Annotated in this window: 24 protein-coding genes and 1 pseudogene; 15 read left to right on the top strand and 10 right to left on the bottom strand. The window is 67.9% G+C overall.

Features of this window, described 5'->3' with window-relative positions; genetic code table 11:
- Positions 1-180: 180 nt before the first annotated feature.
- From H0X00_RS00855 to H0X00_RS00820, 7 genes and pseudogenes are all read right to left on the bottom strand, one after another.
- The gene (locus H0X00_RS00855) at positions 181-795 is read right to left on the bottom strand and encodes an IS110 family transposase (protein ID WP_293766619.1); all 615 of its coding nucleotides are present in this window, start codon (positions 793-795) and stop codon (positions 181-183) included.
- A gap of 34 nt (positions 796-829) precedes the next feature.
- Positions 830-2,016, bottom strand: a pseudogene (locus H0X00_RS23570) (lipid-transfer protein); the annotation flags it as partial.
- Between the two features lie 65 nt (positions 2,017-2,081).
- Positions 2,082-2,843, bottom strand: coding sequence for a 3-oxoacyl-ACP reductase FabG (gene fabG / locus H0X00_RS00840; protein ID WP_293766615.1), 762 nt, complete (start codon positions 2,841-2,843; stop codon positions 2,082-2,084).
- A gap of 20 nt (positions 2,844-2,863) precedes the next feature.
- Positions 2,864-3,856 (bottom strand): thiolase family protein, encoded by a 993-nt coding sequence (locus tag H0X00_RS00835; RefSeq protein ID WP_293766612.1) that lies wholly within the window; start codon positions 3,854-3,856, stop codon positions 2,864-2,866.
- A 10-nt stretch (positions 3,857-3,866) separates the two neighbouring features.
- Positions 3,867-4,118 carry an LLM class flavin-dependent oxidoreductase gene (locus H0X00_RS00830; RefSeq protein WP_293766610.1) on the bottom strand — a complete coding sequence of 84 codons (252 nt, stop codon included), beginning with the start codon at positions 4,116-4,118 and terminating at the stop codon, positions 3,867-3,869.
- 91 nt (positions 4,119-4,209) lie between these two features.
- On the bottom strand, positions 4,210-4,809 hold the full coding sequence (locus tag H0X00_RS00825; RefSeq protein WP_293766608.1) for a hypothetical protein: 600 nt from the start codon (positions 4,807-4,809) through the stop codon (positions 4,210-4,212).
- A 223-nt stretch (positions 4,810-5,032) separates the two neighbouring features.
- Positions 5,033-5,761, bottom strand: a complete 729-nt coding sequence (locus H0X00_RS00820; protein ID WP_293766606.1) for an enoyl-CoA hydratase-related protein — start codon at positions 5,759-5,761, stop codon at positions 5,033-5,035.
- A 127-nt stretch (positions 5,762-5,888) separates the two neighbouring features.
- Here H0X00_RS00820 and H0X00_RS00815 point away from each other — a divergent pair, with 127 nt between their 5' ends.
- Positions 5,889-6,791 (top strand): Rieske 2Fe-2S domain-containing protein, encoded by a 903-nt coding sequence (locus H0X00_RS00815; RefSeq protein WP_293766604.1) that lies wholly within the window; start codon positions 5,889-5,891, stop codon positions 6,789-6,791.
- The gene (locus tag H0X00_RS00810; protein WP_293766602.1) at positions 6,788-7,804 is read left to right on the top strand and encodes a Rieske 2Fe-2S domain-containing protein; all 1,017 of its coding nucleotides are present in this window, start codon (positions 6,788-6,790) and stop codon (positions 7,802-7,804) included. The genes H0X00_RS00815 and H0X00_RS00810 overlap by 4 nt, the downstream gene beginning before the upstream one ends.
- Before the next feature lie 30 nt (positions 7,805-7,834).
- Here H0X00_RS00810 and H0X00_RS00805 read toward each other — a convergent pair whose 3' ends face one another.
- From H0X00_RS00805 to H0X00_RS00795, 3 genes are all read right to left on the bottom strand, one after another.
- Complete coding sequence (locus H0X00_RS00805; RefSeq protein ID WP_293766600.1) at positions 7,835-8,944, bottom strand: IS630 family transposase; 1,110 nt, start codon at positions 8,942-8,944, stop codon at positions 7,835-7,837.
- Between the two features lie 35 nt (positions 8,945-8,979).
- Positions 8,980-10,389 (bottom strand): TetR/AcrR family transcriptional regulator, encoded by a 1,410-nt coding sequence (locus H0X00_RS00800; RefSeq protein WP_293766598.1) that lies wholly within the window; start codon positions 10,387-10,389, stop codon positions 8,980-8,982.
- Between the two features lie 134 nt (positions 10,390-10,523).
- On the bottom strand, positions 10,524-11,753 hold the full coding sequence (locus H0X00_RS00795) for an acyl-CoA dehydrogenase family protein (protein ID WP_293766596.1): 1,230 nt from the start codon (positions 11,751-11,753) through the stop codon (positions 10,524-10,526).
- Positions 11,754-12,052: 299 nt separating this feature from the next.
- On the opposite strand from H0X00_RS00795, the gene H0X00_RS00790 reads away from it, so the two are divergent.
- From H0X00_RS00790 to H0X00_RS00730, 13 genes are all read left to right on the top strand, one after another.
- Positions 12,053-13,330: a cytochrome P450 gene (locus H0X00_RS00790; RefSeq protein WP_293766594.1), complete on the top strand. Its 1,278-nt coding sequence runs from the start codon at positions 12,053-12,055 to the stop codon at positions 13,328-13,330.
- Between the two features lie 34 nt (positions 13,331-13,364).
- The gene (locus H0X00_RS00785) at positions 13,365-14,180 is read left to right on the top strand and encodes an SDR family NAD(P)-dependent oxidoreductase (protein ID WP_293766592.1); all 816 of its coding nucleotides are present in this window, start codon (positions 13,365-13,367) and stop codon (positions 14,178-14,180) included.
- 34 nt (positions 14,181-14,214) lie between these two features.
- Complete coding sequence (locus H0X00_RS00780; protein ID WP_293766590.1) at positions 14,215-15,114, top strand: SDR family oxidoreductase; 900 nt, start codon at positions 14,215-14,217, stop codon at positions 15,112-15,114.
- Positions 15,111-15,575 carry a MaoC family dehydratase N-terminal domain-containing protein gene (locus tag H0X00_RS00775; RefSeq protein ID WP_293766587.1) on the top strand — a complete coding sequence of 155 codons (465 nt, stop codon included), beginning with the start codon at positions 15,111-15,113 and terminating at the stop codon, positions 15,573-15,575. The genes H0X00_RS00780 and H0X00_RS00775 overlap by 4 nt, the downstream gene beginning before the upstream one ends.
- A complete protein-coding gene (locus H0X00_RS00770; RefSeq protein WP_293766585.1) occupies positions 15,575-15,997 on the top strand; it encodes a MaoC/PaaZ C-terminal domain-containing protein in 423 nt (140 codons plus the stop codon). The genes H0X00_RS00775 and H0X00_RS00770 overlap by 1 nt, the downstream gene beginning before the upstream one ends.
- 20 nt (positions 15,998-16,017) lie before the next feature.
- The gene (locus H0X00_RS00765) at positions 16,018-17,139 is read left to right on the top strand and encodes an acyl-CoA dehydrogenase family protein (RefSeq protein ID WP_293766583.1); all 1,122 of its coding nucleotides are present in this window, start codon (positions 16,018-16,020) and stop codon (positions 17,137-17,139) included.
- A 62-nt stretch (positions 17,140-17,201) separates the two neighbouring features.
- Positions 17,202-18,857 (top strand): NAD(P)/FAD-dependent oxidoreductase, encoded by a 1,656-nt coding sequence (locus H0X00_RS00760; RefSeq protein ID WP_293766581.1) that lies wholly within the window; start codon positions 17,202-17,204, stop codon positions 18,855-18,857.
- Between the two features lie 31 nt (positions 18,858-18,888).
- The gene (locus tag H0X00_RS00755; RefSeq protein ID WP_293766579.1) at positions 18,889-20,355 is read left to right on the top strand and encodes an ABC transporter substrate-binding protein; all 1,467 of its coding nucleotides are present in this window, start codon (positions 18,889-18,891) and stop codon (positions 20,353-20,355) included.
- 84 nt (positions 20,356-20,439) lie between these two features.
- Positions 20,440-21,873 carry a hypothetical protein gene (locus tag H0X00_RS00750; protein WP_293766577.1) on the top strand — a complete coding sequence of 478 codons (1,434 nt, stop codon included), beginning with the start codon at positions 20,440-20,442 and terminating at the stop codon, positions 21,871-21,873.
- Entirely contained in the window at positions 21,870-22,304 is a 435-nt protein-coding gene (locus H0X00_RS00745) for a hypothetical protein (RefSeq protein WP_293766575.1), read from the top strand. The genes H0X00_RS00750 and H0X00_RS00745 overlap by 4 nt, the downstream gene beginning before the upstream one ends.
- Positions 22,301-22,783, top strand: coding sequence for a hypothetical protein (locus H0X00_RS00740; protein WP_293766573.1), 483 nt, complete (start codon positions 22,301-22,303; stop codon positions 22,781-22,783). The genes H0X00_RS00745 and H0X00_RS00740 overlap by 4 nt, the downstream gene beginning before the upstream one ends.
- Positions 22,780-24,780, top strand: a complete 2,001-nt coding sequence (locus H0X00_RS00735) for an ABC transporter permease (protein ID WP_293766571.1) — start codon at positions 22,780-22,782, stop codon at positions 24,778-24,780. The genes H0X00_RS00740 and H0X00_RS00735 overlap by 4 nt, the downstream gene beginning before the upstream one ends.
- Positions 24,773-26,224, top strand: a complete 1,452-nt coding sequence (locus H0X00_RS00730; protein ID WP_293766568.1) for an OB-fold domain-containing protein — start codon at positions 24,773-24,775, stop codon at positions 26,222-26,224. The genes H0X00_RS00735 and H0X00_RS00730 overlap by 8 nt, the downstream gene beginning before the upstream one ends.

The following is a 26,224-nucleotide window of genomic DNA, read 5'->3' as shown; positions in this document are numbered from 1 at the left end:
TGGAGCGGATCAATTCGGATATCGTCCGTGACGATCCGTCAGAGTCCATACCCGTCCGTACTTCGCTGCCGGTATCCGGGGTTGGCCTTGGGCGTCCGCGGTGGTCGGGGCGATGATGGCGGGGTGTCGCCCGGCGACGTCGACGCACTCTGGTGCTGCGGTTCAAGCCCGTAGACGCTCCTATGTCAAAGCCGCCACCGGAACTGGTGCCTGCAGGTCGTTGTGTGCATTGGCGGGGCTTCCGGTGACGCGGGCGGGCTCGTCGGCGCGGAGCGCGGCGAAGACGGTGTCGGAGAGCCGGCGGCGCAGCAGGCGCAGCGCTTCGGTACGGGTCTTGCCGGTGGCCTGGACCTTCTCGATGTAGTTCTTGCCGGGGCCGATGCCGCGGGCCTGGGTGACGGCGATCATGTGCAGAGCGGTGTTGATCGCGCGGTTGCCGCCGCGGTTGAGACGGACCTTGCCACGGCTGGCCCCGGACCAAACCGGGACCGGCGCGGTGCCGGTGAAGCGGGCGTAGGCGTCCTTGTTGCGGAACCGTTGAGCGCCTGCAGTTTCGCCGAGGATCATCGCCGCGCCCAGGGCGCCGCAGCCAGGAACTGTGAGCAGGGTCGGTGCCAGGCGGTGGACCAGGATCCGCAGCTCGCACTCGATCGCGTTGATCGTCTCGGTGAGGTCCCGGCACCGGGTGAGCAGGTCCCGGGCCAAGCGGGCGACGGTGCCTTCGCGTCCGGCCAACCGGGCGGCGAGGGCGTCGATGTGCACGAAACGACGCAGGCCGCGGGCCGGGATGTCCAAGGTGGGGTCGAGTTCGTGCAGGTGCCAGCGCAGCGACCTTCTCGTACATCGTCACGACGCACGCGCCGCCGAGGCCGAGGTTGTGTTGGAGCGCCAGCCGGGCGCCGTCCACCTGACGATCGCCCGCCTGTCCCCGCAGCTGCTGGACCAGCTCGAAGCACTGGGCGAGCCCCGTCGCGCCGATGGGGTGTCCCTTGGAGAGCAGCCCACCGGACGGGTTCGTGACGACCCGGCCGCCGTAGGTGTTCTCACCGGTCATCACGAACTTCTCCGCCGTGCCGGGTGCCGTTAGGCCGAGCGCCTCGTAGGTGAGGACCTCGTTGCTGGCGAAGCAGTCGTGGAGCTCGACCACAGGAATCTCCTCGGGACCGACCCCGGCCGCCTCGTACACCTGGGTGGCCGCAGCCCGGGCCATGTCGTAGCCGACGACGCTGCGCGTGTCCCGCGCCTCGAAGGTGCGCGTGGTGTCCGTGGTCAGCGCCTGGGCGCGGATCGACACGGTGTTCTCGACACCGTGGGCCCGGGCAAAGTCGGGCGTGCAGACGACGGCGGCCGCGGCCCCGCAGGTGGGCGGGGGCAGCACATCAGCCGGGTGATCGGGCCGGCGATGTGTGGGGACTCCAGCACCTGCTCCAGGGTGATCGGATCGCGGAACACGGCGAAGGGGTTGCGCACGGCGTGGGCGCGCGCTTTCACCGAGACCCGGGCGAACAGTTCCGCGGTGCCCCCGAACTCGTCGAGGTACGCCTGTCCCGCAGCGCCGAAATAGGCGGCCGCCAGCGCGTCCGTATTCACGTCAGGGGGCAGCAACTCGGCTGCCGCCGCCTGGAAGCGGTCCATCGGCTGGGGACGGTCGGTCCACATCGCGCTCAGCGCGCCCGGCTGCATCTGTTCGAACCCGAGGGCCAGGGCGCAGTCGACGGTCCCGCTGGCCACGGCCTGGCGCGCGAGGTAGAGCGCGGTCGAACCGGAGGAGCAGTTGTTGTTGACGTTGACGATCGGGATGCCCGTCTGCCCCACGCCGTACAACGCCGCCTGGCCGCACGTGGAGCCGCCATAGCTGTACCCCACGAAGGCCTGCTGCACGGCGGAGTACGCGATCCCGGCGTCGGTCAGGGCGGATCGGGCCGCCTGCTCGCCCATCACGTCGTACGACTCGCTGCGACCGGGCTTGGTGAACGGCACCATGCCGACACCGGCCACGATGGTGGGTGAACCCATTGCTGCTCCGTTCCGCGCCGCGGTTGCGACGGCGATGTGATGGTCGAGGGAACTACCGCGGTCGATCAGGACTTCGGGCCGCCGGCGGCGTAGATGACCTGGCCGGAGACGAACCCGGCCTCCTCGCCGACGAGGAACGCGGTCAGCGCGGCGATGTCATCGGGGCGACCGACGCGGCGGACCGGGGTCTGCGCGGCGACCTTGGCCTGGAACTCCTCCGGGGTGACGCCAAGTCGGACCGCGGTCGCGTCGGTCATCTCCGTGGCGATGAATCCCGGTGCGATCGCGTTGACGGTCACGCCGAACGGACCGAGTTCGAGGGCCAGTGTCCGGGTGAGGCCCTGCAGCCCGGCCTTCGCGGTTGAATAGTTCGCCTGACCGCGATTGCCCAACGCCGAGACGCTCGAGATGTTGACGATGCGTCCCCATCCAGCCGCGGTCATGGACGCCTGGACGGCCTGGGTGACCACGAATGCGCCGCGCAGGTGCACGTTCAGGACCGCGTCCCAGTCCTGCAGGCTCATGTTGTGGAACGAGCTGTCGCGGGTGATGCCGGCGTTGTTGACCAGGATCGTCGGCGGTCCGAGACGTTCGGACAGGGAGGCCACCGCCGCCTGCACCTGCTCGGGATCGGTGATGTCGACGCCCCACGAGTCCGCGGACAGACCACGTCCCCTGAGCTCCTTCGCGGTGGCTGCGGCGGCGGCTTCGTCGAGGTCGAGGAGGGCCACGCGGTGACCCTCGTGGGCGAGCCGGTCCGCGATGGCCGCGCCGATTCCGCGCGCGGCTCCGGTGACGACCGCCACGCGGCCGTTGGATTCAGTCATAGGTGTCTTCCGTTTCGGTGTCAGAGCCGCTCGATGACGGTGGCGTTGGCCATTCCGCCGGCCTCGCACATCGTCTGCAGGCCGTAGCGCCCGCCGGTCGCCTCAAGGTGGTTGAGCATCGTGGTCAGCAGTCGGGTCCCGGACGAGCCGAGGGCGTGGCCCAGGGAGATGGCGCCACCCCACGGGTTGAGCTTGGCGGGATCGGCGCCCAACTCGTGGGCCCAGGCGAGCGGCACCGGCGCGAAGGCCTCGTTGACCTCGTAGATGTCGATGTCATCGATGCCGAGACCGGCGTTGGCCAACACCTTGCGGGTCGCCGGGATCGGGCCGGTGAGCATCAGCAGGGCGTCGTCCCCGACGACGGCGAAGGCGTGGAACCGAGCCCGTGGGCGCAGGCCCAACCGGTTCGCCCGCTCCTCGCTCATGATCAGGACGGCCGAGGCGCCGTCGGTCAGGGGAGAGGAGTTGCCCGGCGTGATCACCCAGCCCAGGTCGGGAAATCGCGCCGCCATTTCGTCCGTGTGGAACGAGGGCCGCAGGTCGGCGAGGCTGTCGGGCGTGGTGGAGGCGCGCACAGTCTCGTCGGTCGTGTGCATCTGACCATCCGTCAGCGGCACCGGCACGATCTCGGGATCGAAGGCTCCACTGCTGATCGCCGCCGCCGCCCGTCGGTGCGACTCCGCAGAGTAGGCGTCCAGGACGTCGCGGTCCAGCTTCCACCGCTGGGCGACGAGTTCCGCCGCGACTCCCTGGTTCACCAGCCCCGCTGAATAGCGCGCGTCGAAGCGCCGACCTCGACTGGCCGGCCGGGCGGAGCCAAGGGGAACCCGACTCATCGACTCCACGCCGCAGGCGATCGCCACGTCATAGGCGCCGGCGAGCACGCCCTGCAGACCGTGCCCCCGGGGGTGTGACCGCCCAGCACAGGCCTTGGCAATCTCAGACTCGGCGGGGCGACACCTGTCGACCCTCGGGTCGGACCGCGCCGTGAGCGCCTCGGTGCGCCCCGCCACCCGGCCTTGTTCAGCAGGCTCCTAGCTGAACGCGGCCTCCAGACATCTGGTCGATGACGGCCACACGTTCCGCGAACTCCACCGGGTTGTACAGCGGCAGCAGAGAGATGGAGGTGCCCAAGGTGATTCGGCTGGTGACGGCGGCGAGGCCGGCTTGGATGATCAGGGGGTCGGGCCAGTCCACCACCCGGGACGCATGATGCTCTCCGAAAGAGACACCGCTGAAGCCGAGACTCTCGGCCAAGATGACCGCCTCGGTCACTTGCGGGAACGTCCCACGGATCCCGAACAGCGATACCGGTACGCCGAGGAATCCCTTGACGGGCGCAGCGGGTGCTTGCCTTGTGAGCGGTTCAGCGACCGACATGGTGCAGCGCCTGCTCCCGCGCCTCGGCGTCCAAGCGCTGCGACTTCAGGCGCGTCAGCAAGAGCCACGACGTCACGGCCATCCATAGCCCGAAGATGGGGAACGGTATCCAGAACGGCAGGAGACCGTTCCAGGTGAACAACCCGCTCTTGGCGTTGTAGGCGAGTGCGCCGGTCTCGAACGTCATTGCCGACCATGCTGTGAAGTAGCCGTACCAGCGGGAGAAAGGCGAGTGCGCTGCGGCCTGCGGACGGAAGCAGATGACCGCCAAGGCCACCCAGGCGAAGATGTAGAACTGGTCCGTGGTGATGAATGTGAGGCACCCCAGTTCGTGCATGAGCTGGGTGACTTCGGGATCCCGGTCCGGCGTGAACGCCGCAACGCCCCAGAACACCGGGGGGAGGACTATGACAACCGTCATCAGCGCCCCGCCGACCACAGCCAGCACGGACCAGATCGGCCGGCCGCGCTCCTGTCGGGACATCTGAATACCGATGACCGCCCAGAACGGGATGAGAAAGGCCGCGGTCCAGGAGGGGCGATGGTCGCGCCGATCTTGATCTGGGTGTCCTGGCCGCGATACCACTGCGCGACCTCCTCCGCGCTCAGGTCCGGGTCGGGTGGCGGGAGCATGTTGAGCAACCAGATCAGTGCTACGGAGAAGATCGCACCGAAAGCGAGTGCCCACCACACGACGATGGTCTGACTCCGCGCCGAGAAGGCAGTGTCATCTCGGTGAGAGTCGGCTGGCTCAGTACGAGGCGGGGTGTCGTACATCCGGACCTTCCGTGTAGGCATGTTGTCTCACGTCAGCGACCCACATACTGCGGTATTCGCTTCTCCACGAGAGCTGCCACGGCCTCTTGGTGGTCGGCGGTCTCCAGGAGTCGGACCAGTTCCGTCGCGCACCAGTGACCGAGGCTGGCCAGGTCGGGGTCGAGCGCCCGGCGTAGGCCGGCCTTGAGCGCTGCGACCGCCAACGGCGGTTGGGCGGCAATCTTGTGCGCGAGCGCCATGGCGGCCGGCATGAGTTCGTCGTGCGGGACCACCGACCGCGTCAGGCCCAGCCGCAGCGACTCCTGCGCGTCGATCTTCGCTCCGGTTAGCATTGCCTCGGTGGCAGCCTCTCGACCGATCAGCTGGGCCAATCGGCTCAAGCCCATCGTGCTGCAGATCAGGCCCCGCTGGGTGAAGGCCGGGTGGAAGACCGCGCGTTCGGACAGAACTCGAAGGTCAGCCATGAGGGCAAGTTCGACACCCCAGCCCACGGCGGCGCCGTTGACGGCGGCGATGACCGGCACATCTGTGTGCTGGAGGGCTTCGGCCGCAGGGATGAGGGCCTTGTGCCTCATGATCTGGGCGACTGCCCCGGGCACAGCGAGGAGAGCGGCCACGTCGTCGCCCGAACAGAAGCCCGGATCAGCTCCCGTGATCACGATGCAGCGCGCATCCGCCCCGCGGACGGCATCGGCCAGCTCGTCGTAAGTCTGAGGCCGCAGCGCGTTCCGAACCTCGGGTCGGTTCAGCGCAATGGTCACGACGTGACCCTCCCGGCTGACAATCAGATCCTCGGGCACACCGGGCTCTCTTTCCATCACGATTGACACCGCGAGTCGGGACCGTACTATATACAGTACCGATTTAGTAGGTCGAGGAGACTGGCTCGTGGACGATCAGAGGTCGCACATCGCGCGGCCCACCGGGTGGTTCTGCATCGGAACGTCCGACGAGGTCCGGAGTGAGCCGCGGCCGCTGCACCACTTCGGTGTCGAGCTGGTTGTCTACCGCGGCGAGTCCGGCCAGGTCGTGGTCTTCGATGCCTACTGCGCGCACATGGGTGCGCATTTGGGGATCGGCGGTCGCGTTACCGGAGACGACATCATCTGCCCGTACCACGGGTGGCGGTGGGACAGGGGGGGCGAGGTTGTCGAGATCCCCTACAGCTCCCGGCTCAACCGGGCCCGCCAGCTCAAGGGCTGGTCGGTCCTTGAGCAGGACGGTCTTGTGTTCATCTGGCACGACGAGTGCGGGGGCGAGCCGGCGTGGGAGCCGCCCTCGTTCGCGGAGCTCGGTGCCGGCGGAGAACAGGTCATGAGGGAAGACACGGTCCGGATGTTCCCCGAGATGGCCGTCGAGACCGCGGTGGATCCGGCGCACGTGGCGTTCGCCTCTGCGACAGCCCTAGGTGCGCCGACGATCGTGGGCAAGGATGAGTACCTCGGAGTCACCCACCATTCGGTCGGCGGAGATGCCACCGCGCCGGTTGTCGTGGAGTGCTGGGGGGTCGGCGTCTCTCGGATGCAGAACGCGACGCCGATGGGCGGGACCTTCTTCACCTTGGCCACGCCGGTCGACGACGAACGAACAGTTCTCCGCACTATCGCCGTGGGCGCCACCGCTGCAGAGGTCCAGCGCCGCTGGGCCCAGCTGGATCGGGACATCGCCATCTGGGAGAACCAGCGTTGGGCTCGGACGACAACGACCGACTCCGAGGATGACGCGGACTGGGCGATTGTCGCCGGCTGGGCGGAGTCGCTCTACTCAGCTGGAGAGGTGGGCCGTAGGTGACCACCGTCCCGATCGAGCAGCGGGCTGACTCAGCAACGCCGTCCGGGCAGTTCCCATACAAGGCCTTCCCGACCGGCTGGTTCCAGGTCGCCTGGTCGGGGGAGTTGAAGCCGGGGGACGTCCGCCCGCTGCACTACTTCGCCCAAGACCTCGTCCTGTACCGGACCGCCGGCGGCGAAGCTCGCGTCGTGGACGCCCACTGCCCGCACCGGGGCGCCCACCTCGGACACGGAGGGGTCGTGCAGGCACAGACGATCACGTGTCCCAACCACGGCTGGCGATGGGACGGCGCCGGCCGCTCACCCGACGCACCCGCGGGGCGGTCGGACGAATGTCGGCTGCGGCACTGGCCGGTCCGCGAGGCCGGCGAGCTCATCTACCTCTGGTACGACGCCCTGAAGGGGCAGCCCACGTGGGAGCCGCTGGTCGTCGAGGCCTACGACAACCCCGACTTCTACCCCGCTTACCCGCACGGCATTGCGATCGATCAGGTCGGATTCCCGCCGCACCTTCTCGTGGAGAACATGGCCGACATGCCCCACGTGAAGTTCGTGCACAAGTGGGTCGACTTCCCCTCGCTCGACGTGTGGACGGAGACCGGGCCGCGGCTGCACACCGTGTTCAGCGGAGAAATTCCGACGGCCAAGGGTCCCACCCATCTCGTGCTGACGAACGACTCGTGGGGGATGGGCATCGTCTTCGCCCACTTCCACGGCCTGCGCACCACAATGCAGGTGATCTCGGTGATCCCGCGAGACCACCACAACTCGGACCTGCGGTTGTCGGTCTGGGTGCAACGTCCGGAGGGCGCCCGGACCGACGAGCCGGACAACCTGGCCCGCGCGATCTGTTTGGCGCAGCACCGGGAGGTCCTTGAGGCCCGGCCCGGGGTCGGTTCCGACCGGCCCATCTGGGAGAACATGCGCTACGTCGCTCAGCCGCCGCTGGCCCGTGAAGAGGCGAAGGTCGTGAGCCAGTACCGCCGGTGGATCAAGCAGTTCTACCCGTACTGACCCCGCGTCACGAACGAGTGGCGCGAGACGCTAGTGGTCCGTCTGCGAATTGATCTGGTTGAGCGTGGCGCGGCCGCGCCGAACCTTGGCGATGATCTCCTCCGCGGTCGCCTTCCAGATGAAGGGCTTCGGGTCGCTGTTCCAGTGCCCGGCCCAGTCGGTGATCGCGGCGGTGAGTTCGGCGACGCTGGTGAACCGCCCGCGGAGCAGACGCTTCTCGGTCAACTCCTTGAACCAGCGCTCGACCAGGTTCAGCCACGAACTTGAGGTGGGGGTGAAGTGCAGGTGCCAGCGGCGGCGGTCCTTGTGTGCGAGCCACTTGGCGATCTCCGGGGTGGAGTGCGCGGAAAGATTGTCCAGGATCACGTGCACGCCCAGTCCGCGCGGGACGGCGGCGTCGATCTGCTTGAAGAATCGCAGGACGTCGGTGCCGGTGTGTCCTTTCTGACAGTGGGTCAGGACCTGCCCGGTGGCGATGTTCATCGCGGCGACCAGGTCGACGGTGCCGTTGCGCTTGTAGTCGTGGGTCATGGTGCCCGCCCGGCCCGCCTTCATCGGCAGCGAAGGCTGAGTGCGGTCCAACGCCTGGCACTGGGTCTTCTCATCGAAACTGAACACCACCGCCCGAGCCGGCGGGTTGAGGTAGACCCCGACCACATCGACCAGCTTCTCCTCGAACCGGGGATCGTTGCTGATCTTGAAGGTGTCGAGCTTCCACGGCTTGAGGTTGTGGTCGGACCAGATCCGGGCCACCGCGTCCTTGCCGATCCCCAGATGCTTGCTCAGCGACCGCGTGGACCAATGCGTCGAGCCGTCCGGCGGGCTCTCGTGCTGAGTCGCGTGCAACACCTTGGCCACCGTCCCCTCGGGCAACCACGCCTTACGCCCCCGGCCCTTGGCGATCACCCCGAGACCGGCCGGGCCAGCCTCGGCGAACCGGACCCGCCACCGGCGCACAGTGTCCGAGTCCACCTCGCAACGCCGCGCGATCTCCTGATTGGCCACGCCGTCCGCGGCCAACAGAAGACCCCGGGCCTGGACCACCGCACGGTGGGGCAACGTCGAGGACCGCGCCATCCGGGTCAACTCGGCACGCTGCTCACTGGTGACCGGCATCGCCGGTGCTGTCTTGATCGGCATGGTCCACTATACCGCGCTAATTCACAGACAAACCACTAGGCGAGGCTCGCAGTCTCCCGATCACCGTCGGCACGAACGCCCGCGATGAGCATCGCGGTGATGCAACGGGCCGTCTCAGGGATGTCGATCTCCCGCTCTCGGAGCATCGCGTCGAGTGCCAATCCCAGGTGGACCCCCATGATGGCCTTCATCGCCACCTCCGAGGTGATCGCCGGAGGCTTCCAACCGGCGGCCTGGGAAATGACCTTCTGAATGCGCCGGAACGGCGACGACCGCGTCGAAGCCACCATCTCGACGAATCGCTTGCCCCGATCGATGTCGGAGAAGAGGACAACGCCTAGCAGGGGTGCGACCTCCACCAGCGCGACGAGAATGCGCTCGTTGACCCGCAGCAAGATCTCCGGTCCGGTGAGCGTCGGATCCTTCGCCACGGTCTCGATCTCGACGGTGAGCAGCTGCCACACCGCACCGGCTGGGCCTTCGACGGCCTCCTGGTAGAGCTCGTCCTTGGAACGGAAGACCCGGAACATGAAGGCTTCCGTAATCCCGGCCGTGCTCGCGATGTCCTTCGTTCGAGCTTCCTTGACACCGGCGGCGACGAACACTTCCCGGGCGGCGCGAAGAATGCTGGCGCGCCGAGCATCTTCCGACATGCGGCGTCGCCGAACTTCGGGACCCGCCGGTGCTGCTGCCTCCGCGGGTGCGGCCGGCCCGTGGAGCATCTGCGTCATCTTCGCCCGGAACGCTTCGACCGATCCGGGATCGCCCTGCTCCCCAGCGGCCGCCGGGAGAGCCTTCGCCTTCGCCCGGCGTCCGGCCTTGGCCCGCGGAGCGGAAGCGGCCGGGACCTCGAACCCTGGGGGCGAGCCGAGAGGAATGCCGCCACCGAAGAGCGTTCCCAGCTGGCGGGCCATCGATCGCTGGTTCTCCGGGCCAGGGGCGAGTAAGCGCCACAGCGCGATCCCGAGGTGAACCCCGAACGTCGCCTCGACGAGCACCTCGAGGTCGACCTCTTGGTCGTGCCACCCTGTCAGCTCGGCAAGGATCGAGCCGATCGCCGCCGAGAACTTCGGGAGGACGAACTCGTTGTAGAGCTCCTTCGCATCGAGCTTGTCCGACAGGAGCGCGACGCCGAGCAACGGTCCGATGTCGGTCATGTAGCGCAACATCAGCTCGTGGAAATGCCGCAGGATCTCCTGGTGCGTCGCGTGCCGACTGCTCATCGCGTTGGATTCCTCGACGAGGTCGTGGATCAGTACCTCGATCGGCTCGCGAATGGCGGCGTGGTAGAGCTCCCGCTTGCTGTCGAAGTGGTAGTAAATGAAGGCGTCGGTGATGCCGGCCCGAACGGCGATGTCGTGGATCCGCGCGCCGCCGTAGCCCAGCTCGACGAACAACGCGCGAGCCTCGTCGATGATCTGCGCCCGGCGGTCCTCCGGCGACATCCGGACCCGCCTCGGCCGATCCTTCGTGGCCTTCGCGGACGCTGCTTCCTTTGGCATCGGCGGCAAGACTACAGCTTGATCGCGCAGCCCCCGGGCACCGACATCATGCGACAGCGAGGGGGGCTGAGACACCTTCACGCCACTGGCTCGCGGGGCAACCCGAGGACGCGCTCGGCCAGGATGTTGCGCTGGATCTCGTCGGTTCCTCCACCGATCCGCAACCCCGGTGCGGCCACTGCGGCGTGGCCCCAGGCGAAAGTTCCCCACTGCCCGGTGTCGGCGGTCATTCCCGGTCCGACCAGGACGCCGGCCGCGTCGAGCGCCTGGCTCAGGACGTCTTGTCGCATCAGCTTCACCGCGGACATCTCAGGTCCCACGGCTCCGGTCCGCTCGGCGTTCTGCAGGAAGCGCGCGCTGGTCAGGTCGGCCACCTTGCTCAATACATACGCCTTGACCACGGAGTCTCGCGCGGCCGGGTACGAGATGGGTGAACGGCCGTGCTCGTGCTGGGCCAGCGCGAGGAGGCGGTCCACGAGTACGGAGACGGGGGCTTCCTTGCTGTCGCCGACGGCTTGGCGCTCCGTCATGAGGGTGGTCACGGCAACGCGCCAGCCCTCGTTGATCTCTCCGACGCGCGCGCCGTCGGGCACCGCGAGGTCGTCGAGGAACACCTCGTTGAAGTTCGTGCTCCCGGTCATCTGGCGGAGAGGTTTGACATCGATGCCCGGGGATCTCATGTCCACCAGGAACATCGTCAGCGCTGAATGTTTGGGTGCCGCCGGGTCGGTCCGCGCCAGGAGCAGACCGAAGTCGGAGTAGTGCCCGCCGGACGTCCAGACCTTCTGCCCGTTGACGACCCAGCCTTCGCCCTGCCGGACGGCTTTCGTCTTGACGCCGGCCAGGTCGGAGCCGGCCTCGGGCTCGGAGAACAGCTGGCAGGCGACGAGGTCGCCTCGCAACAGCTTCGGGAGAAACTGCCGCTTCTGCTCCGGCGTGCCATGCGCGGCGAGAGCTGGGACGACGATGCGCAGCGACACCAGCATGGTGTCGAGGCGAGGGATTTCAAACTCGGCCTCGAGGCGGGAGAAGGCCTTGGCGTGGCCGGCGGGCAGTCCCCGCCCGCCGTGCGCGGGGGGACCGTCGATCCAGGCGTAGCCGGCGTCGAAGAGGGTGGCTCTCCAGGCGCGGGCCTGTGCCAGGTCGGCCCGTTCCTGCGCCTCGTCAGGTGCGTCGAGGACGGGGACCTCGTCATCGCCCTGCCCCCACGCGCCCCCCGTGGCGAGCCGCCGCGGTGCCGAGCAGGCGAGGAATGCTCTGGCCTCAGCGAGGAACTCGGCCTCCGACGGTGGGGTGCTGGCAGTCACCGTGTCTCCCGATCCTGGCCGTTCTCCTAAAGAAGTACTATACAAAGTAGCGGCCTCGTTCCTAGATTGAGCGAGCATGGGACGCGTCACAGTCAGGGCAGCCGCCGGTCCACCCTCCGCTGCCGGACCGAGCCGACCGTTCGATGCCCATCTCGGGCCGAGGTGTTGACGCCCGAACCGGTGCGCTAGGGGCCATCTCGGGGCCAGGAGCGCCGCTCTCGCGATTGACACTAATACAGTACTAGATATAGTAAGAACGCCAACGGCGGCAGCGGATGGACTGAAATCGAGGGATCGACATGCAGGTGGCGACCAGCGAGTCGGAGATCAAGTACGACCCCTTTGACCCGGCGTCCCAGGCTCGGGCCTTTGAGCTCTACGCGCAGCTGCGCGACGAGGCTCCCGTCTACAAGACCGATGCCGGGTACTGGGCGGTGTCGCGCTACGCCGACGTCAAGGAGATCTTCACCAACCCCGAGCGCTTCTCGTCCTCGGCCAACCAGGCCGAGGGGCTGGGCCTCGACACGAACATCGACCCAGACGCCGACCCCGAGTTCCTCACCCGACTCATGACCGTGGCCGGCACGATGCAGGTCGACGTCATGGAGCTCTTCTCGGCCCGCGCGATCGTGGCGGCCGACCCGCCGCACCACACTCGGTTGCGTCGGATCGTGAATCGCGGCTTCGTCCCGCGACGCATTGCCGAGCTGCAGGACAACATCGCGCAGATCGTCGAGAGCTGCCTCGAGGGGATCGGCAGCGCGACTTCCTACGAGGTCGTATCCCAGCTGGCCGTGCCGCTACCGGTGCGGGTCATTTCCGATCTCCTCTCGGTCGACCGGGACAGCCACGGGGACATCAAGCACTGGTCCGACCTGCTCATGGAGGCCCAGGGCCCCTTGCGCGGAACGCCCAGGGCGATGGAGGCGCTGCTCGGCGTATTCAAGGGGCTGAGCGACTACTTTGTCCCCCTCATCGAGGACCGTAGGACGAGCCCGCAGGACGACCTGCTCAGCGACCTGGTCCGGGCCGCGGAGTCCGACATCCTGACGACCGCGGAGACGCTCCTGTTCATCCTCTCGCTCATGGCGGCGGGCAACGAAACAACGACCAGCGCCATCTCCAGCCTCGTCGTGGCCTTGAAGCAGAACCCCGACCAGGAGGCGCTGCTGCTGGAGAAGCCCGAGCTCCTGCCGAACGCGGTGGAAGAGATCGTTCGTTACCGCGCTCCGATCCAGGTCGTCTTCCGCACCCCGATGCAGGACGAGGTCCTCTCCGGCGTGACGATCCCGGCCGGAGCCACCATCGCCGTGCTCATCGGCGCCGCCAATCTGGACCCCCGTCAGTTCCCCGATGCGGATCAGTTCGACATCACCCGTGACACCAGCTCCGCTACGGGCTTCGGTCAGGGCGTCCACTACTGCCTCGGGGCCCACCTCGCTCGCACCGAGATTCGCACGGCGATGGCAGCGCTGCTGCCGCACCTGGAGCGCTTCCGCCTCAGCGACCAGCCGCTCGCGCTGCGGCCCAGCTACATGATCTACAACCTCGAGGCTGTCGAGCTCGTAGCCCGCTGATCACCGCGCTTCACCCACTGAGGAAGGACACACCATGGCGGTCCCGGACCTTTCGGCCACGCCCCTGCAGGATCTGTACTCCCTGACCGGGCGGGTGGCCGTCGTCACCGGAGCTGGGCGTGGCGTCGGCGCCGGATGCGCCCGCCGGCTGGCCGAGGCCGGGGCCAGCGTCGCGGTCTGCGACATCGACCCGACCACCATCGAGACGACGGTCAAGGAGATCGAGAGCGAGGGCGGGCGCGCCCTCGGCGTCGTCATGGACGTTTCTGACGCCGCGGCCATCCAGCAGGGCGTGGAGCGGATTCTCGCGGAGCTCGGGCAGATCGACATCCTGGTGAACAACGCCGGGATCTTTCCGCCCTGTCCCTTCCTCGACGAGAACGACGAGCACTGGGGACGTGTCCTGGGCGTCAACCTCGACGGCGTGATGCGGTGCAGCCAGTCGGTCGCGCGTCACCTCGTCGCGCGCGGGGCCCCCGGCGTGATCGTCAACATCAGCTCCATCGAGGGTGAGAAGCCCGGGACGGCGGGAGCGGGCGCCTACGTCACCTCGAAGGCCTCGGTGACCGGGCTGACGAAGGCCCTCGCCATCGAGCTGGGACCGCTCGGAATTCGGGTTCTGGCGGTCGCGCCGACCCTGGTCAACACCCCAGGCGTGCAGGAATTGATGCCGATGATGGAAGCCGCCGGCATCGGCAACCTCATCGAGGCGCTCAGGGTCAAAGTGCCGCTGGGCCGGGCCGCGGTGCCGGACGACGTCGCCCGCGCCGTGACCTTCGCTGCCTCGGACATGTCGATGCTCATGACCGGCAGCACCCTTTACGTCGACGCCGGGGCAATGACGGTCTGACGCCCGGCACGCACACCACAGATCAGGAGAACGCATGAAGACACTCGACGGCCGGATCGCGATCATCACCGGCGCGGGCCGCGGACTGGGCAGGGCACATGCGTTGCTCTTCGCCGAGCTCGGGGCACGCGTGGTCGTCAACGACAACGGCGCGGGCACCGACGGCAGTGGTGACGACGCGAGCCCGGCCCACGAGGTCGTCGCCGAGATCGCCCGGGCCGGGGGAGCGGCCGTCGCCCACGTGGGGAGCGTGTCCAACTGGGACAGCGCCGCCGCGATGGTCCAGCTCGCGGTCGACACCTTCGGGGGTCTGGACATCCTCGTCAACAATGCCGGGATCCTCCGCGACCGCTTCCTGATCAACATGTCCGAGGGCGACTGGGACTCCGTGATAGACGTCCACCTCAAGGGGCACTTCTGCCCACTGCGCCACGCGGCCGCCTACTGGCGTGCGCGGAGCAAGCAGGGCCACCCGGTGTCCGCCTCCGTGATCAACACATCCTCCGGCTCGGGTCTGCGCGGGAATCCGGGGCAGATCAACTATGCCGCTGCCAAATCGGGCATCGCGATGATGACGCTCGTCGCCGCGCGCGAGCTCGAGCGCTACGGCGTGCGGGTCAACGCCATCGCACCCGTGGCCCGCACGAGGCTCACCGAGTCGGTCCCCGGCCTGGGTGACCGGATCAGCGCGGACGACGGAGGGTTCGACAAGTGGGCCCCGGAGAACGTGTCGCCGCTCGTCGCCTGGCTCGCGAGCAAGGACTGCCAAGCCTCCGGCGAGGTCTTCAACGTCGTCGGCGGGCACGTGGGGCGGCAGCAGTGCTGGCTCGAGCAAGAGTCCTTCGTGTCGGACGCCCGCTGGACGGTCGAGGGTCTGGCGGAGGCGCTGGCCAAGATTCCCGCGGGTCCCTCGCCCTGGATGGCCTCGGCGTGACGGCAACCCACCTGGATCCCCAGAGCCTGATCGGCAAGGCCCTGCCGACCTTCACCGCTACGGCCGAGCGCGGCCGGCTCCGCTTCTTCGCCAAGGCGATCGGGGAGGTCGACCCGGTGTACACCGACGTCGCTGCGGCCCGGGTCGCCGGATATGGCGATCTCCCCGTGCCGCCGACGTTCTTCTACAGCCTCGAGCTCGGACGTCCGGACCCGCACGGATTCCTTCGCGACATCGGGGTGGATATGCGCCAGATCCTGCATGGCGAGGAAGGGTTTACCTACCACCGCGTGGTCGTCGCGGGGGAAGAGCTGACCTTTCGGCCCCGGATCGTGGACTACTACGAGAAGAAGGGCGGCGCGCTGCGGTTCCTGGTCCGGGAGACGCAGGTCTTCGCCGCCCAGGAGCTGGTCGCCGAACTGCGCAACGTCATCGTCGTCCGCCAACTCGAGCTGGTCTGATGAGCGCGTCGCCCAGCATCGACGTCGGGACCGAGCTCGCCCCGCTGGAGCTGCCCCCGCTCAACCGCACCACCCTGGCGCTGTTCGCCGGGGCCTCCGGCGACCACAACCCGATCCACATCGACATCGACGTGGCCCGCAGCGCCGGCCTGGACGACGTCTTCGCCCACGGGATGCTGTCGACGGCCTATCTCGGCCGCCTTCTGACGCGCTGGCTCCCGCAGCAGCAGCTGCGCTCGTTCCAGGTCCGATTCGTGGCCATCACCCCCGTGCACGGGCAGCCGACCTGTACCGGCCGAGTGGCCGAGGTGGCCGAGGTGGACGGCGAGCGGCGCGCGAAGATCGAGCTCGAGGCGCGTCTCGCCGACGGCACGGTCACCCTCAGCGGGGTCGCGACGGTGGCGCTCGGGGCGGCCCGGTGAGCGCCGTGCGGTCACCGTGGATGACCGAGGACATGGCCGACCTCTACGACCTGGCGTGGTCGTTCCTCTCCGACGAGGTGTCGAGGAACGAGACCCGTTGGGCTGAACAGCAGTGCGTCGATGTCGACCTGTGGCGCAAAGCCGCCAAGTTGGGGCTGCTGTGCGTTTCGATTCCCGAGGAGTACGGCGGTGGCGGTGGTTCGTTCCTGCACCATGCCACCGTCGCCATGGCCTATGCGCGCACGGGAGACCGCTCGTGGGGCAACTCCGTGCACAGCGGGATCGTCGCCCACTACCTGCTGAGGTACGGGACCGCGGAGCAGAAAAGCACCTGGCTGCCGCTCATGGCCAGCGGGGAGGTCATCGCTGCGATCGCCATGACGGAGCCCTCGGCGGGTTCTGATCTCAAGTCGATCCGCACCCGCGCGGTGCGTGACGGCGACAGCTTGATGATCGACGGCGCCAAGACCTTCATCACCAACGGATCCCACGCGGACCTGATCGTCGTCGCGGTGCGGACGGGCGACCGCGGCCGTTCCGACGGCATCTCGCTGGTCCTGGTCGACGCGCGTGACTGCGAGGGATTCCGCCGCGGCCGGGTCCTGGACAAGATCGGGCAGCACGGGGCCGACACCTCGGAACTGTTCTTCGACCAGGTTCGCGTTCCCGCGGGCAACCTGCTCGGAGCCGAGGGCAAGGGCTTCTCGATGATGATGGAGCAGCTGCCTCAGGAGCGGCTCATCATCGGGATCAGCGCGGTCGGCGCGATGGAACGCGCACTTCAGTTGACTGTCGACTACGTCAAGCAACGTGAGGCCTTCGGGGCTCCGCTCCTCGCGTTACAGAACACCCGGTTCGAACTCGCCGAGTGTGCCACCCTCACCCGCGTCGGTCGGGTGTTCCTCGATGACTGCATCACCCGGCGCATGGCCGACGGACTGGACCACGCCACCGCAGCGATGTGCAAGTGGTGGCTCACCCAGATCCAGTGCGAGGTCATCGACAAGTGCCTGCAACTTTTTGGCGGCTACGGCTACATGCGGGAGTACCCGATCGCCCGTATGTACGCCGACGCCCGGGCCCAGAAAATCTACGGCGGGGCCAACGAAATCCAGAAGGAACTGATCGCACGGTCCCTCTAGAATTTGGCGCTCCACTTGGTATAGTACTCATTTAGTAAGAGCTTTCTGCCGGAGAGGACGCGATGAGCCGCCGCCCGGCCCGCACCGTCGCGGGTCCTGATTCTGAGAGTGCACCGGTACAGCACGAGGTGCTGATCGTCGGCGCCGGCTTCGGTGGCATCGGCGTCGGCATCGGCCTGCAGAAGATCGGCATCCACGACTTCGTGATCCTGGAGCAGGCGGATGGTGTCGGCGGGACCTGGCGGGACAACTCCTACCCCGGCTTGGAAGTCGACGTCCCGTCCTTCAGCTACAGCTATATGTTCGAGCCGAAGGCGGACTGGTCCCAGCTCTACGCGCCGGGCTCCGAAGTCCAGGCCTACGCCGAGCACTGCGCTGACAAGTTCGGACTGCGCCGCCACATCCGCTTCGGCCGCCAGGTGATCCAGGCCCGGTTCGACGAGGCCAACGCGCTCTGGCGTGTCTCACTGCAGACCGGCGAAGAACTGACTGCGCGTTACCTCGTGAACGCCTGCGGCTACCTCAGTGGGCCGCGGCTTCCGGAGATCGACGGAATCGACGCCTTCGCGGGCAAGATCATGCACACGGCCCGTTGGGACCACGACTATGACCTGACCGGCAAGCGGGTCGCGATCATCGGGACCGGGGCGACCGGAATCCAGGTGGCACCAGCCATCGTCGACAAGGTCGCGCACCTCGACGTCTATCAGCGCACCGCGATCTGGCTGGCTCCGAAGATCAACCCCCCGATTTCCCGGCGGGCCCAGCGCGTGATGCGGCGTGCCCCGGTCCTGCAACGCGCCGCGCGGGCCTACATCTGGTTCGTCTCCGAGTTGTTCTTCCGGGTCGCCTTCCAGAACCACCGGCGCTACCACCGGGTTACCGAGGCGGTGGAGCGGTTCCTCATCAAGTCGATGCGCAAGAAGGTCGACGATCCGGCCACCCAGGAAAAGCTGATCCCGAACTACAGCTTCTTCTGCAAGCGCCCTAGCTTCTCCAACACCTTCTACCCGATGTTCAACCGGGACAATGTCGATCTCGTCACCGATGGCATCACCCACGTCACCGAGCGGGGCTTGGCCACAGTCGGCGGTGCCGAGCGTGAGGCCGACGTCCTGGTGTGCGCCACAGGATTCCACGTCTTCGACCGCAGCTCCGCACCGATGTTCGAGATCATCGGTGAAGGGGACACCAACCTTCGGGACTGGTGGGACGAGAACCGCTATCAGGCCTACCTGGGGACGACCGTCCCCCAGTTCCCCAACCTGTTCCTGATCTTCGGACCATATGCGGCTTCCGGTTCGTCGTACTTCGACATCCTGAACAACCAGGTCGTGCATATTGGGCGTGTACTGCGGGCCGCGAAGAAGCGGGCGAGCAACTACGCCGTCGTCAGGCCCGAAGTGCACGAGCGCGACTTCGCCAAGGTGCAGCGCAAGGCCCAGAAGATGGTGCTCTACAGCGGCGACTGTGCGACGTCGAACACCTACTATTTCGACGGCAAGGGCGACAGCCCCGCGGCGCCACGGCCCTCATCGATGCTGGGCCTGTGGTTGACGACCCGGTTGTTCCGCCTGGACAACTACCGCTTCGAGCTGCGCACCGGGCGGCCTGTCCACACCGATCATGCATCCCAGGAACGAACGGGCGCGGCGTCGGCCGGCACCCGTAGCGTCGTTGGATCGGAAGCTCCGATCCTGCACACAGAGCTCTCTTAGAGCTGTCGTAGATCTGATGCGAGGAGCGAGCATGCTGAACCGACGTGCACGGGGACGGGTAGCCCTCCTCGTGGCGGGTGTCTGCCTCGCGGGCACTGCCTGCGGGATCCGGGTGCCCGATTCCGAGGTCAACGCCGCTGAAGGCAACTCCGGTGCGGTCGCCGCCGAGGGCACCACCGTGGCCGGCTCGGATGCCGCCATTCCCACGGAGGCGACCGATGTCACCGTGCCTGGCCCGGCAACGACGACGGCGGGCACGGGGGCCGCGGCGCCCACCGGGTCGACGGGCACCGCCCCGAGCACCACCACAGCCACGGCCGGTACCGCCGGCAAGGGGAACAAGCCCGCAGCGACCGCGGCGCCGACGGTGGGCGGTGCCTGCACGAAACAGTTGGAGCCGATCAAGCTGGGCCAGACCGGTGCCTTCAGCGGCCTGCTGGGCCAGGCCTCCGGGCTCATCCGTCTCGGCCTGGCGGTCTGGGCCCGGGACGTCAACGCACGCGGCGGGGTCCAGTGCCACCCGATCCAGCTCTTCCAGGTCGACGACGGCTCCGACCCGGCCCGGACCGCTTCCAACGTCAACGACCTCGTCCAGACCAAGGGCGTCGTGTCGATGATCGGCTCCTACGTCCCGATCACCCTCGACGCCTACCGGCGAGAGGTCAACCGGCTGAAGGTACCGACCGTCGGCGGCGACGGAATCCTGCCGCCCTGGAACGAGGACCCGCTGCTGTTCCCCGCGGGCACGAGCTCGGACGTCATCTACACGGCCACGGCCAAGGTCCTGGCTCAGGCCACCGGCAAGACCAAGTTGGGCGTCATCTCCTGCGTCGAAGCATCCGTCTGCCCGTTCATCGCGCAGCAGGTCAAGGACGCGGCCAACGCAGCCAAGGGCGGCTACCAGGTCGTCGCCCAGCAGTCCTCGTCGATGACCCAGACGGACTTCACGGCCGAATGTCAGAACATGAAGAACGCTGGGGCGGAGTTCCTGTGGCTGGCACTCGACGGCGCCAGCGACCAGCGGTTCGCGCGCTCCTGCCTCGCGATCGACTACAAGGTGCCTTTCGCGACGGTCCCGATCGCCCTCGGTGCGGCCAGCGCTCGTGATCCGAACGTGCGGGATTTCGGCGTGTACTTCGCGTCGTCGTTGGCCCCGTTCCCGGCCACCGATAACCCCGGCCTCAAGGAGTTCCACGCGGCCATGGCGAGGTTCAACCCCGGCGGGCCGTTCGACGGATCGGCCATGCTCGGGTGGGCCGCCGGCAAGCTGTTCGAAGCGGGCATGGCCAAGGTTCCGCAGGCGCGCACCGGGCCGGTGGCTACCGCCCTGGTGCTGCAGGGGCTGTACTCCCTGAAGAACGAGACCCTGAACGGACTGAGCCCGGGCGTCACGTTCCGCGCCGGTCAGGGCGCGGCCAAACAAAACTGCTACTACACGATCTTGTTGAACAGCTCTGGGTTCACCGCGCCCAACGGCAGCAAGAAGGATTGTTTCTGACGCCGATCTAGGCAAACTAGTACAGTACTGCATATAATAGCTGCCTAAGATGAGCGGTGTCGCTCGGCAACGAGGAGGTCGTACATGAGACTGGGACGCGCACGCGGCGCCCTGCTGGCCGGCCTGGTCGGGGTGAGCCCCCTGATGTGGGTGGTGTTGCCCGGCAGCTCGGCCCGAGCCGACTCGACGTTCGAGGGCTTCGCTCAGTCCTTCGGCGTGCAGGCGACGCTCACCAATGCCTCGCTGCCGCTCGGGCTCACGGCCGAGCTCAACGTGCCGTTCTCCTCGGCGCACCTCAATCGCCTGCAGCAGTCCGACGCCACCGCCTCCTCGATCTACCCGGGTGATGTGGTGGCCGCTCTGCCGGGGATGGGCGGGGCGCTGTTCTCGGTGCCCACCCCGCGCTATCCCGTCATCGTCACCACGCAGTACGGCGACGATCCCAAGGACGCAGTGTTCCCCGGGGCCTCGATGCATGCCGAGAGCGGTTCGGAGCACGCCTATTCCAAGGGACAGGTGGGGAGCGATCCCAGCGGCAGCACCTCGACCTCGCGGGTGCAGGTCGCCGATGGCGGATCGGTCGTCTCGACGGCCGAGTCCACGGTCGATGGCCTGGTTTTGGGTGACGACCAGTTCAAGCTCTCGGGTCTGCAGACCCGGGTCCGGGTCGTTGCCGACGGAGGCACCGGAAAGCTGACCCGCAGCTCCTCGATCACGATCGGCCGGATCAACGTCCCGGCGCTGTCGATGCGCATCCCCTGCACCACACCCGAGACCGTTCCGCTGTTCGTCCCGGCCCCGGGCGTGCCGCAGCCGGAACCGGCGAAGTTCCCGGTCGTGGAGATCCCCGCGCCGTTCGGCTGCAACCAGATCCAGAACCCGGACATCGGCTTCAAGGACGGCTCGTTCTTCGTCGCGTTGCCGAGCGCCGGCGCTCCGGTGAACGTCCCGCTGGCCGCCGAGACCGTGTTCGATGCTTTTAAGGCAGCCGGGATTGAGATGAGCTTCCAACCCGCGGTCGACTCGGAGACCGGGCTGACCGGGGTCGGCTTCACCTTCAAGACGCAGATCTCTGAGGCGCCGGACAACCAGTACTTCAAAGGCCCCACCCCGGTGACCTTTAAGGTGGGTCAGGGGGTCGCGACCGTCGACTTGCGGCCCCTGAGCCTGGGCAGCGATGCGTCGGGCATCAGTCCGGTTGATGCGACCGGGACGTCGGGGGACACCTCCGGCTTGCCCTCCACCTCCGTTGACGCCGCGGGCCTCGGCGCCGGCGCTCTCCCCAGTGTCGATACCGGCGGAGTGCTCCCGGTGGACATCACAGCGGCGCAGCCAGCTGACTCGATCAGTAGCGCCGCGACACGGAACGAACGGACGACGAAGCTTGCGTCCTACTACCGCGGTGGCAGTGACACCGCCGACAACATCTATATCGCCCTGGTGCTCACCGCTGCCGTCGCGTTCGCGGCCACCTCGATCATGCGCGTGTTTGGAGTGGGATTCCGATGGAGCTCATGAGCGTCCTGCGGTCGCAGTGGGACCGCATCGCAGCGTCGGTCGCGATCGGGGCCGGGCTGCTGTGCCTGATCTTCGGCTATCTCGGGATCAGCGGGACCGCGCATGTCGCGAAGCAGCTGCCCTACATCATCTCCGGCGGTTTGATGGGTGTCTTCCTGCTGGGCCTGGGCGCGATGCTCTGGCTCTCGGCGGACATGCTGGATGAGTGGCGTGAGCTACGCGGGATGCGCCTGCTCCTGGCCGAGGATGTGGCGTTGCGTGGTGAGGACGCCTCCCTACTGGCCAGCGCGGGGATCCGGCGGTCCATGCCCTTGGGTGACGATGAGCCGGCCGCGGCCTTGGCGGGCACGCCTCGGCGGCGCACCAGCTTCGCCTCCGAAGGGTCCCGCGCGCCGGTCGGCTCCACTTCCGCGAAGTCCGTCGGGCAATGAGCAATGCCGGGGCCGAGCCGGGCTGGATCGCGGACACTCCATGGCGCAGCCGCAGCCTCGTCCTCATGGCGGGGCTCTCGATCGCCGGGTTGATCGGGATCTGGGTCTGCTACGGCGGCTGTCGCGACGCTGATCGCTGGGCCACCCAGCTCAACTGGATTCTCGGCGCCATCGCCTGCGCCGGGATCGCCGTCCTGGGCATGTTCTCTTGGCTGCTGGCCGGCCTGCGGGCGGTACGGGCGGAGAAGCGTTACGTGACCCGCAATCTGATGCCGATTCTCCCCCGGCGTGGCCGCGCCGACGGGCCGTCGGCGCCGGGTGAGCTCGGTTACTGGGCGGACGCCCGAATGAAGCGCTACCACCTGTCCACCTGCCTGCTGGTGCGCGGCAAGCACCCGTTCTCGATGAGTCTTGACGAACTCGCCGCGACCGGACGGACCGCCTGCGGAGTCTGCCTCCCTCTGGAGCGCGTGTCATGAAGGACTACATCCCGTACATCATCTTCGGTCTGACCTCCGGTGCCATCTACGGCATCTCCGCCATGGGTCTGGTCCTGACCTACAAGACCGCCGGCGTGTTCAACTTCGCGCACGGCGCCGTCTGCGCCGCGGCTGCGTACGCGTTCTACGACCTGCGCGAACTCCAGGGTCTGCCCTGGCCGGTGGCGGCCGCCCTTGCCGTGCTGGTCTTTGGGGCTTTGCTGGGGCTGATCCTCGAGCGGATGGCGCTGGTGCTCGCCAACGTCTCGACGGCCTACAAGATCGTGGCGACGGTTGGTCTGCTCGTCGCGATCCGCTCCTGCATCGTGCTGCGCTACGGCGCAGAGGCCCTGCCCTTCCAACCTTTCCTGCCGCAGGAGACGGCGTTCCGGATCGAAGGCGTCCGGGTCAACTACGACAACGTCATCGATCTGCTGCTCGGCATCGCCGCCGCGGTCGCTCTGTTCGTGTTCTTCCGGGCCAGTCGACTGGGCACCGCGATGCGCGGGGTGGTCGACGACGCCCCGCTCTTGGACATGACTGGCCAATCGCCGGCTGCGGTGCGGCGCAGCGCCTGGATCATCGGCTCGGTGTTCGCCGCGGCCTCCGGCGTGCTGTTCGCCTCGGTGCAGCAGCAGTTGGACGTCAACATCCTCACGCTGCTGGTGGTCCAGGCATTCGGGGCCGCGGCCGTCGGCCTGTTCCGTAGTCTCCCGCTGGCGTTCGTCGGTGGGCTCGCCGTCGGTCTGCTCCAGAAGCTCGCAGGCAAGGAGGTGGCCTCCCACGCGGAGCTACAGGGCATCGACACCAACATGCCGTTCCTCGTGTTGCTCCTCGTGCTGCTGGTTGCTCGTCGTCAGCAGCTCGTCGAGGTCGGGCGTCATATCAAGGAGCGGGCGGTCCCGCCCAGCCCGTTCCCCGCCTGGGTGCGCACCGCAGGATTCGCTGCGCTGACCGTCTTCATTCTGCTCGTGCCTCAGATCGTCGGCACCAAGCTCGCGTTCTGGAACGTGACGGCCACCCAGGTGATCCTGTTCCTGTCCCTCGGGCTCCTGGTCCGAACCTCCGGCCAGATCTCCCTGTGCCACATCGGTTTCGCCGCAATAGGGGCGGCGGGCTTCGGACACATGCTCCAGCACGACGTGCCCTGGGGCCTCGCCGTGCTGATCGGCGGAGCGATCGTCATCCCGATTGGCGCCATCATCGCCCTGCCGGCGATGCGCCTGCCGACGCTGTATCTTGCGCTGGCCACGCTCGGTTTCAACATCATGTTGGCGCAGTATGCCTTCGGCAAGAGCTACATGTTCGGATTCGGCCGCCTCGACGCCCGACGCCCCGACGTGTGGGGCATGGAGGACGACAAGCGCTACTACTACCTTCTGGTCACGATCGCCTTCCTGTGCCTGCTCCTCGTCCTGGCCGTCGAGCGCTCCCGACTGGGCCGCCTCCTGCGGGCCATGTCGGACTCACCGACCGCCCTGACGACCTCGGGCATGAACGTCAACGTCACCCGGGTCATGGTCTTCTGTATCTCCGGCTTCCTGGCCGGCATCAGCGGTGCGCTCTACGCCTCGCTGTTCGGTTCGGTCAACCAGGACAGCTTCAACTACCTGGACTCCCTGGTGGTCCTCGCGATCCTGGCGATCTCCGGTCGGCGCACGATTACGGCTGCGCTGGTTGCCGCCTTCCTCTACAAGGGCCTGCCGGGCTACGTCGACACCATCGCCTCGGCCCTGGGCGACCAGGACCCGGTGCAAGTGCAGACCTGCCTCAACATTCTGTTCGGTGTGCTCGCCATCGCGGCCGCCGCGCTCTCGCAGGGCCAGTTCCAGAACTGGCTGTCCGATCGGGGCACCGTGTGGGAGGAACGGAGCAGCGGTCCGCGCGAGCTCCGGTACCAGACGGTGGTGGCGGCGCGCCGGGCCAAACGGCCGCGGACCGAAACGGATCGCTCCGACGAGCTCGTTGGAGCGGGGTCGGGCGGACGACATGGCTGAAGCTGCGCCGACTCCCGGGGTGCTCGCCTACGGCGCGTACATCCCGACCGCCCGGCTGCAGCGGTCCGCCCGCGGAGCCGTACTCGGCACCTCGGGTGGCAAGGGAACCCGGGCGGTTGCCTCCTACGACGAGGACACCACCTCGATCGGCGTCGAGGCGGCCCGCCTGGCGCTGCGTGGGCGGGGCGTCGTACCCGACCAGCTGATCTTCGCCACGGCCTCGCCGGCGTACTTGGACAAGACCAACGCGACCGCCATCCACGCTGCCCTGTCCTTGCCGCGTAGTGCGCTTGCCTTCGACGCGGGTGGTGCTGTGCGCAGTGGCGTGGGAGCGGTGTTCTCAGCGCTGCGGAGCAACGGACCGACTCTGGTCGTCCTGTCGGACCTGCGCGGCGGTGTGCCGGGCTCGGCCGACGAGGTGGCCGCCGGCGATGCCGCGGCCGCGCTGGTGGTGGGTACCGGCGGCCCCGAGGCCCCGGTGCTTGCGGAGGTCCTTGGCCAGGCCAGTGCGACCGCGGAGTTCCTCGACCGGTGGCGTCTGCCCGGGCAGGCCCACCCGGGAACTTGGGAAGAGCGCTTCGGCGAGCACGCCTACCTGCCGTTGGCGGACGAAGCCTTTGCGGCGGCGCTGAAGGACGCGGAGCTCACTCCGGACCAGGTCGATCACCTAATAGTCGCCGGCACCCACGGTCGGGCCTGCAGGGCGTGGGCGACGCGCAGTGGGGCGGCCGCCGAGGCAGTCGTCAACGACCGGACCGCGGCCATCGGTAATCCGGGCACGGCCCAGCCGTGGGTACTGCTGGCCGACGTCCTGGACCGCGCCGGCGGGGGTGAGGTCATCGTCGTGATGGTGCTCGCCGATGGGGCGTCCGCTCTTGTGCTCCGCACTACCGACGCGCTGGCCGCTGGCCGGTCGGCGGTCTCGGTCGCCGCGCAGATCGCAGGAGGGGACGACACCCTGGCCTATGGCGCTTTCCTGACCTGGAAGGGCTCCCTGGACCGTGAGAGTCCACGCCGTCCGGACCCAACGCCGCCGGCCGCCCCGCCTTCGCTGCGCACCTCGGCCTGGAAGTACGCCTTCGAAGGATCCCGCTGCACGGCCTGTGCGACCCGGCACATGCCCCCGGCGCGGGTCTGTCGGCGCTGCCACGAGGTCGACCAGATGGTGCCCGAGCCGATGGCCGACGTCCCCGCCGCAGTTTCCACCTTCACGATCGACCGCCTCGCGTTCACCCCGAGCCCGCCGCTAATCGGGGCTGTCGTGGACTTCGACGGCGGCGGCCGGACGAACATCGAGCTCACGGACTGCGATCCGGCGTGGGTCGCGATCGGCCGGCGCGTCGAGCTGACCTTCCGTCGGACGCTGACCGCCGGGGGAATCCACAACTATTCATGGAAGGCCCGCCCGTTGCGGAGCTCCACCGACCCGGGGCAGGCGAGCTGA

It is taken from the genome of Sporichthya sp., from assembly GCF_013815995.1.
Lineage (GTDB): Bacteria > Actinomycetota > Actinomycetes > Sporichthyales > Sporichthyaceae > Sporichthya.
Note: the sequence above shows the minus strand (reverse complement) of the source record. Positions and strands in the feature narration are given on the sequence as shown.

Bases quoted from the DNA above. Each gene is read 5' to 3' on its own strand.
- H0X00_RS00740 (WP_293766573.1), top strand. From the start codon at position 22,301: ATGAGCAATGCCGGGGCCGAGCCGGGCTGGATCGCGGACACTCCATGG.
- H0X00_RS00735 (WP_293766571.1), top strand. From the start codon at position 22,780: ATGAAGGACTACATCCCGTACATCATCTTCGGTCTGACCTCCGGTGCC.
- H0X00_RS00755 (WP_293766579.1), top strand. From the start codon at position 18,889: ATGCTGAACCGACGTGCACGGGGACGGGTAGCCCTCCTCGTGGCGGGT.
- H0X00_RS00800 (WP_293766598.1), bottom strand. From the start codon at position 10,389: ATGTCGCCGGAGGACCGCCGGGCGCAGATCATCGACGAGGCTCGCGCG.
- H0X00_RS00770 (WP_293766585.1), top strand. From the start codon at position 15,575: ATGAGCGCGTCGCCCAGCATCGACGTCGGGACCGAGCTCGCCCCGCTG.
- H0X00_RS00745 (WP_293766575.1), top strand. From the start codon at position 21,870: ATGAGCGTCCTGCGGTCGCAGTGGGACCGCATCGCAGCGTCGGTCGCG.
- H0X00_RS00790 (WP_293766594.1), top strand. From the start codon at position 12,053: ATGCAGGTGGCGACCAGCGAGTCGGAGATCAAGTACGACCCCTTTGAC.
- H0X00_RS00750 (WP_293766577.1), top strand. From the start codon at position 20,440: ATGAGACTGGGACGCGCACGCGGCGCCCTGCTGGCCGGCCTGGTCGGG.
- H0X00_RS00760 (WP_293766581.1), top strand. From the start codon at position 17,202: ATGAGCCGCCGCCCGGCCCGCACCGTCGCGGGTCCTGATTCTGAGAGT.
- H0X00_RS00780 (WP_293766590.1), top strand. From the start codon at position 14,215: ATGAAGACACTCGACGGCCGGATCGCGATCATCACCGGCGCGGGCCGC.
- H0X00_RS00730 (WP_293766568.1), top strand. From the start codon at position 24,773: ATGGCTGAAGCTGCGCCGACTCCCGGGGTGCTCGCCTACGGCGCGTAC.
- fabG (WP_293766615.1), bottom strand. From the start codon at position 2,843: ATGACTGAATCCAACGGCCGCGTGGCGGTCGTCACCGGAGCCGCGCGC.
- H0X00_RS00805 (WP_293766600.1), bottom strand. From the start codon at position 8,944: ATGCCGATCAAGACAGCACCGGCGATGCCGGTCACCAGTGAGCAGCGT.
- H0X00_RS00785 (WP_293766592.1), top strand. From the start codon at position 13,365: ATGGCGGTCCCGGACCTTTCGGCCACGCCCCTGCAGGATCTGTACTCC.
- H0X00_RS00765 (WP_293766583.1), top strand. From the start codon at position 16,018: ATGACCGAGGACATGGCCGACCTCTACGACCTGGCGTGGTCGTTCCTC.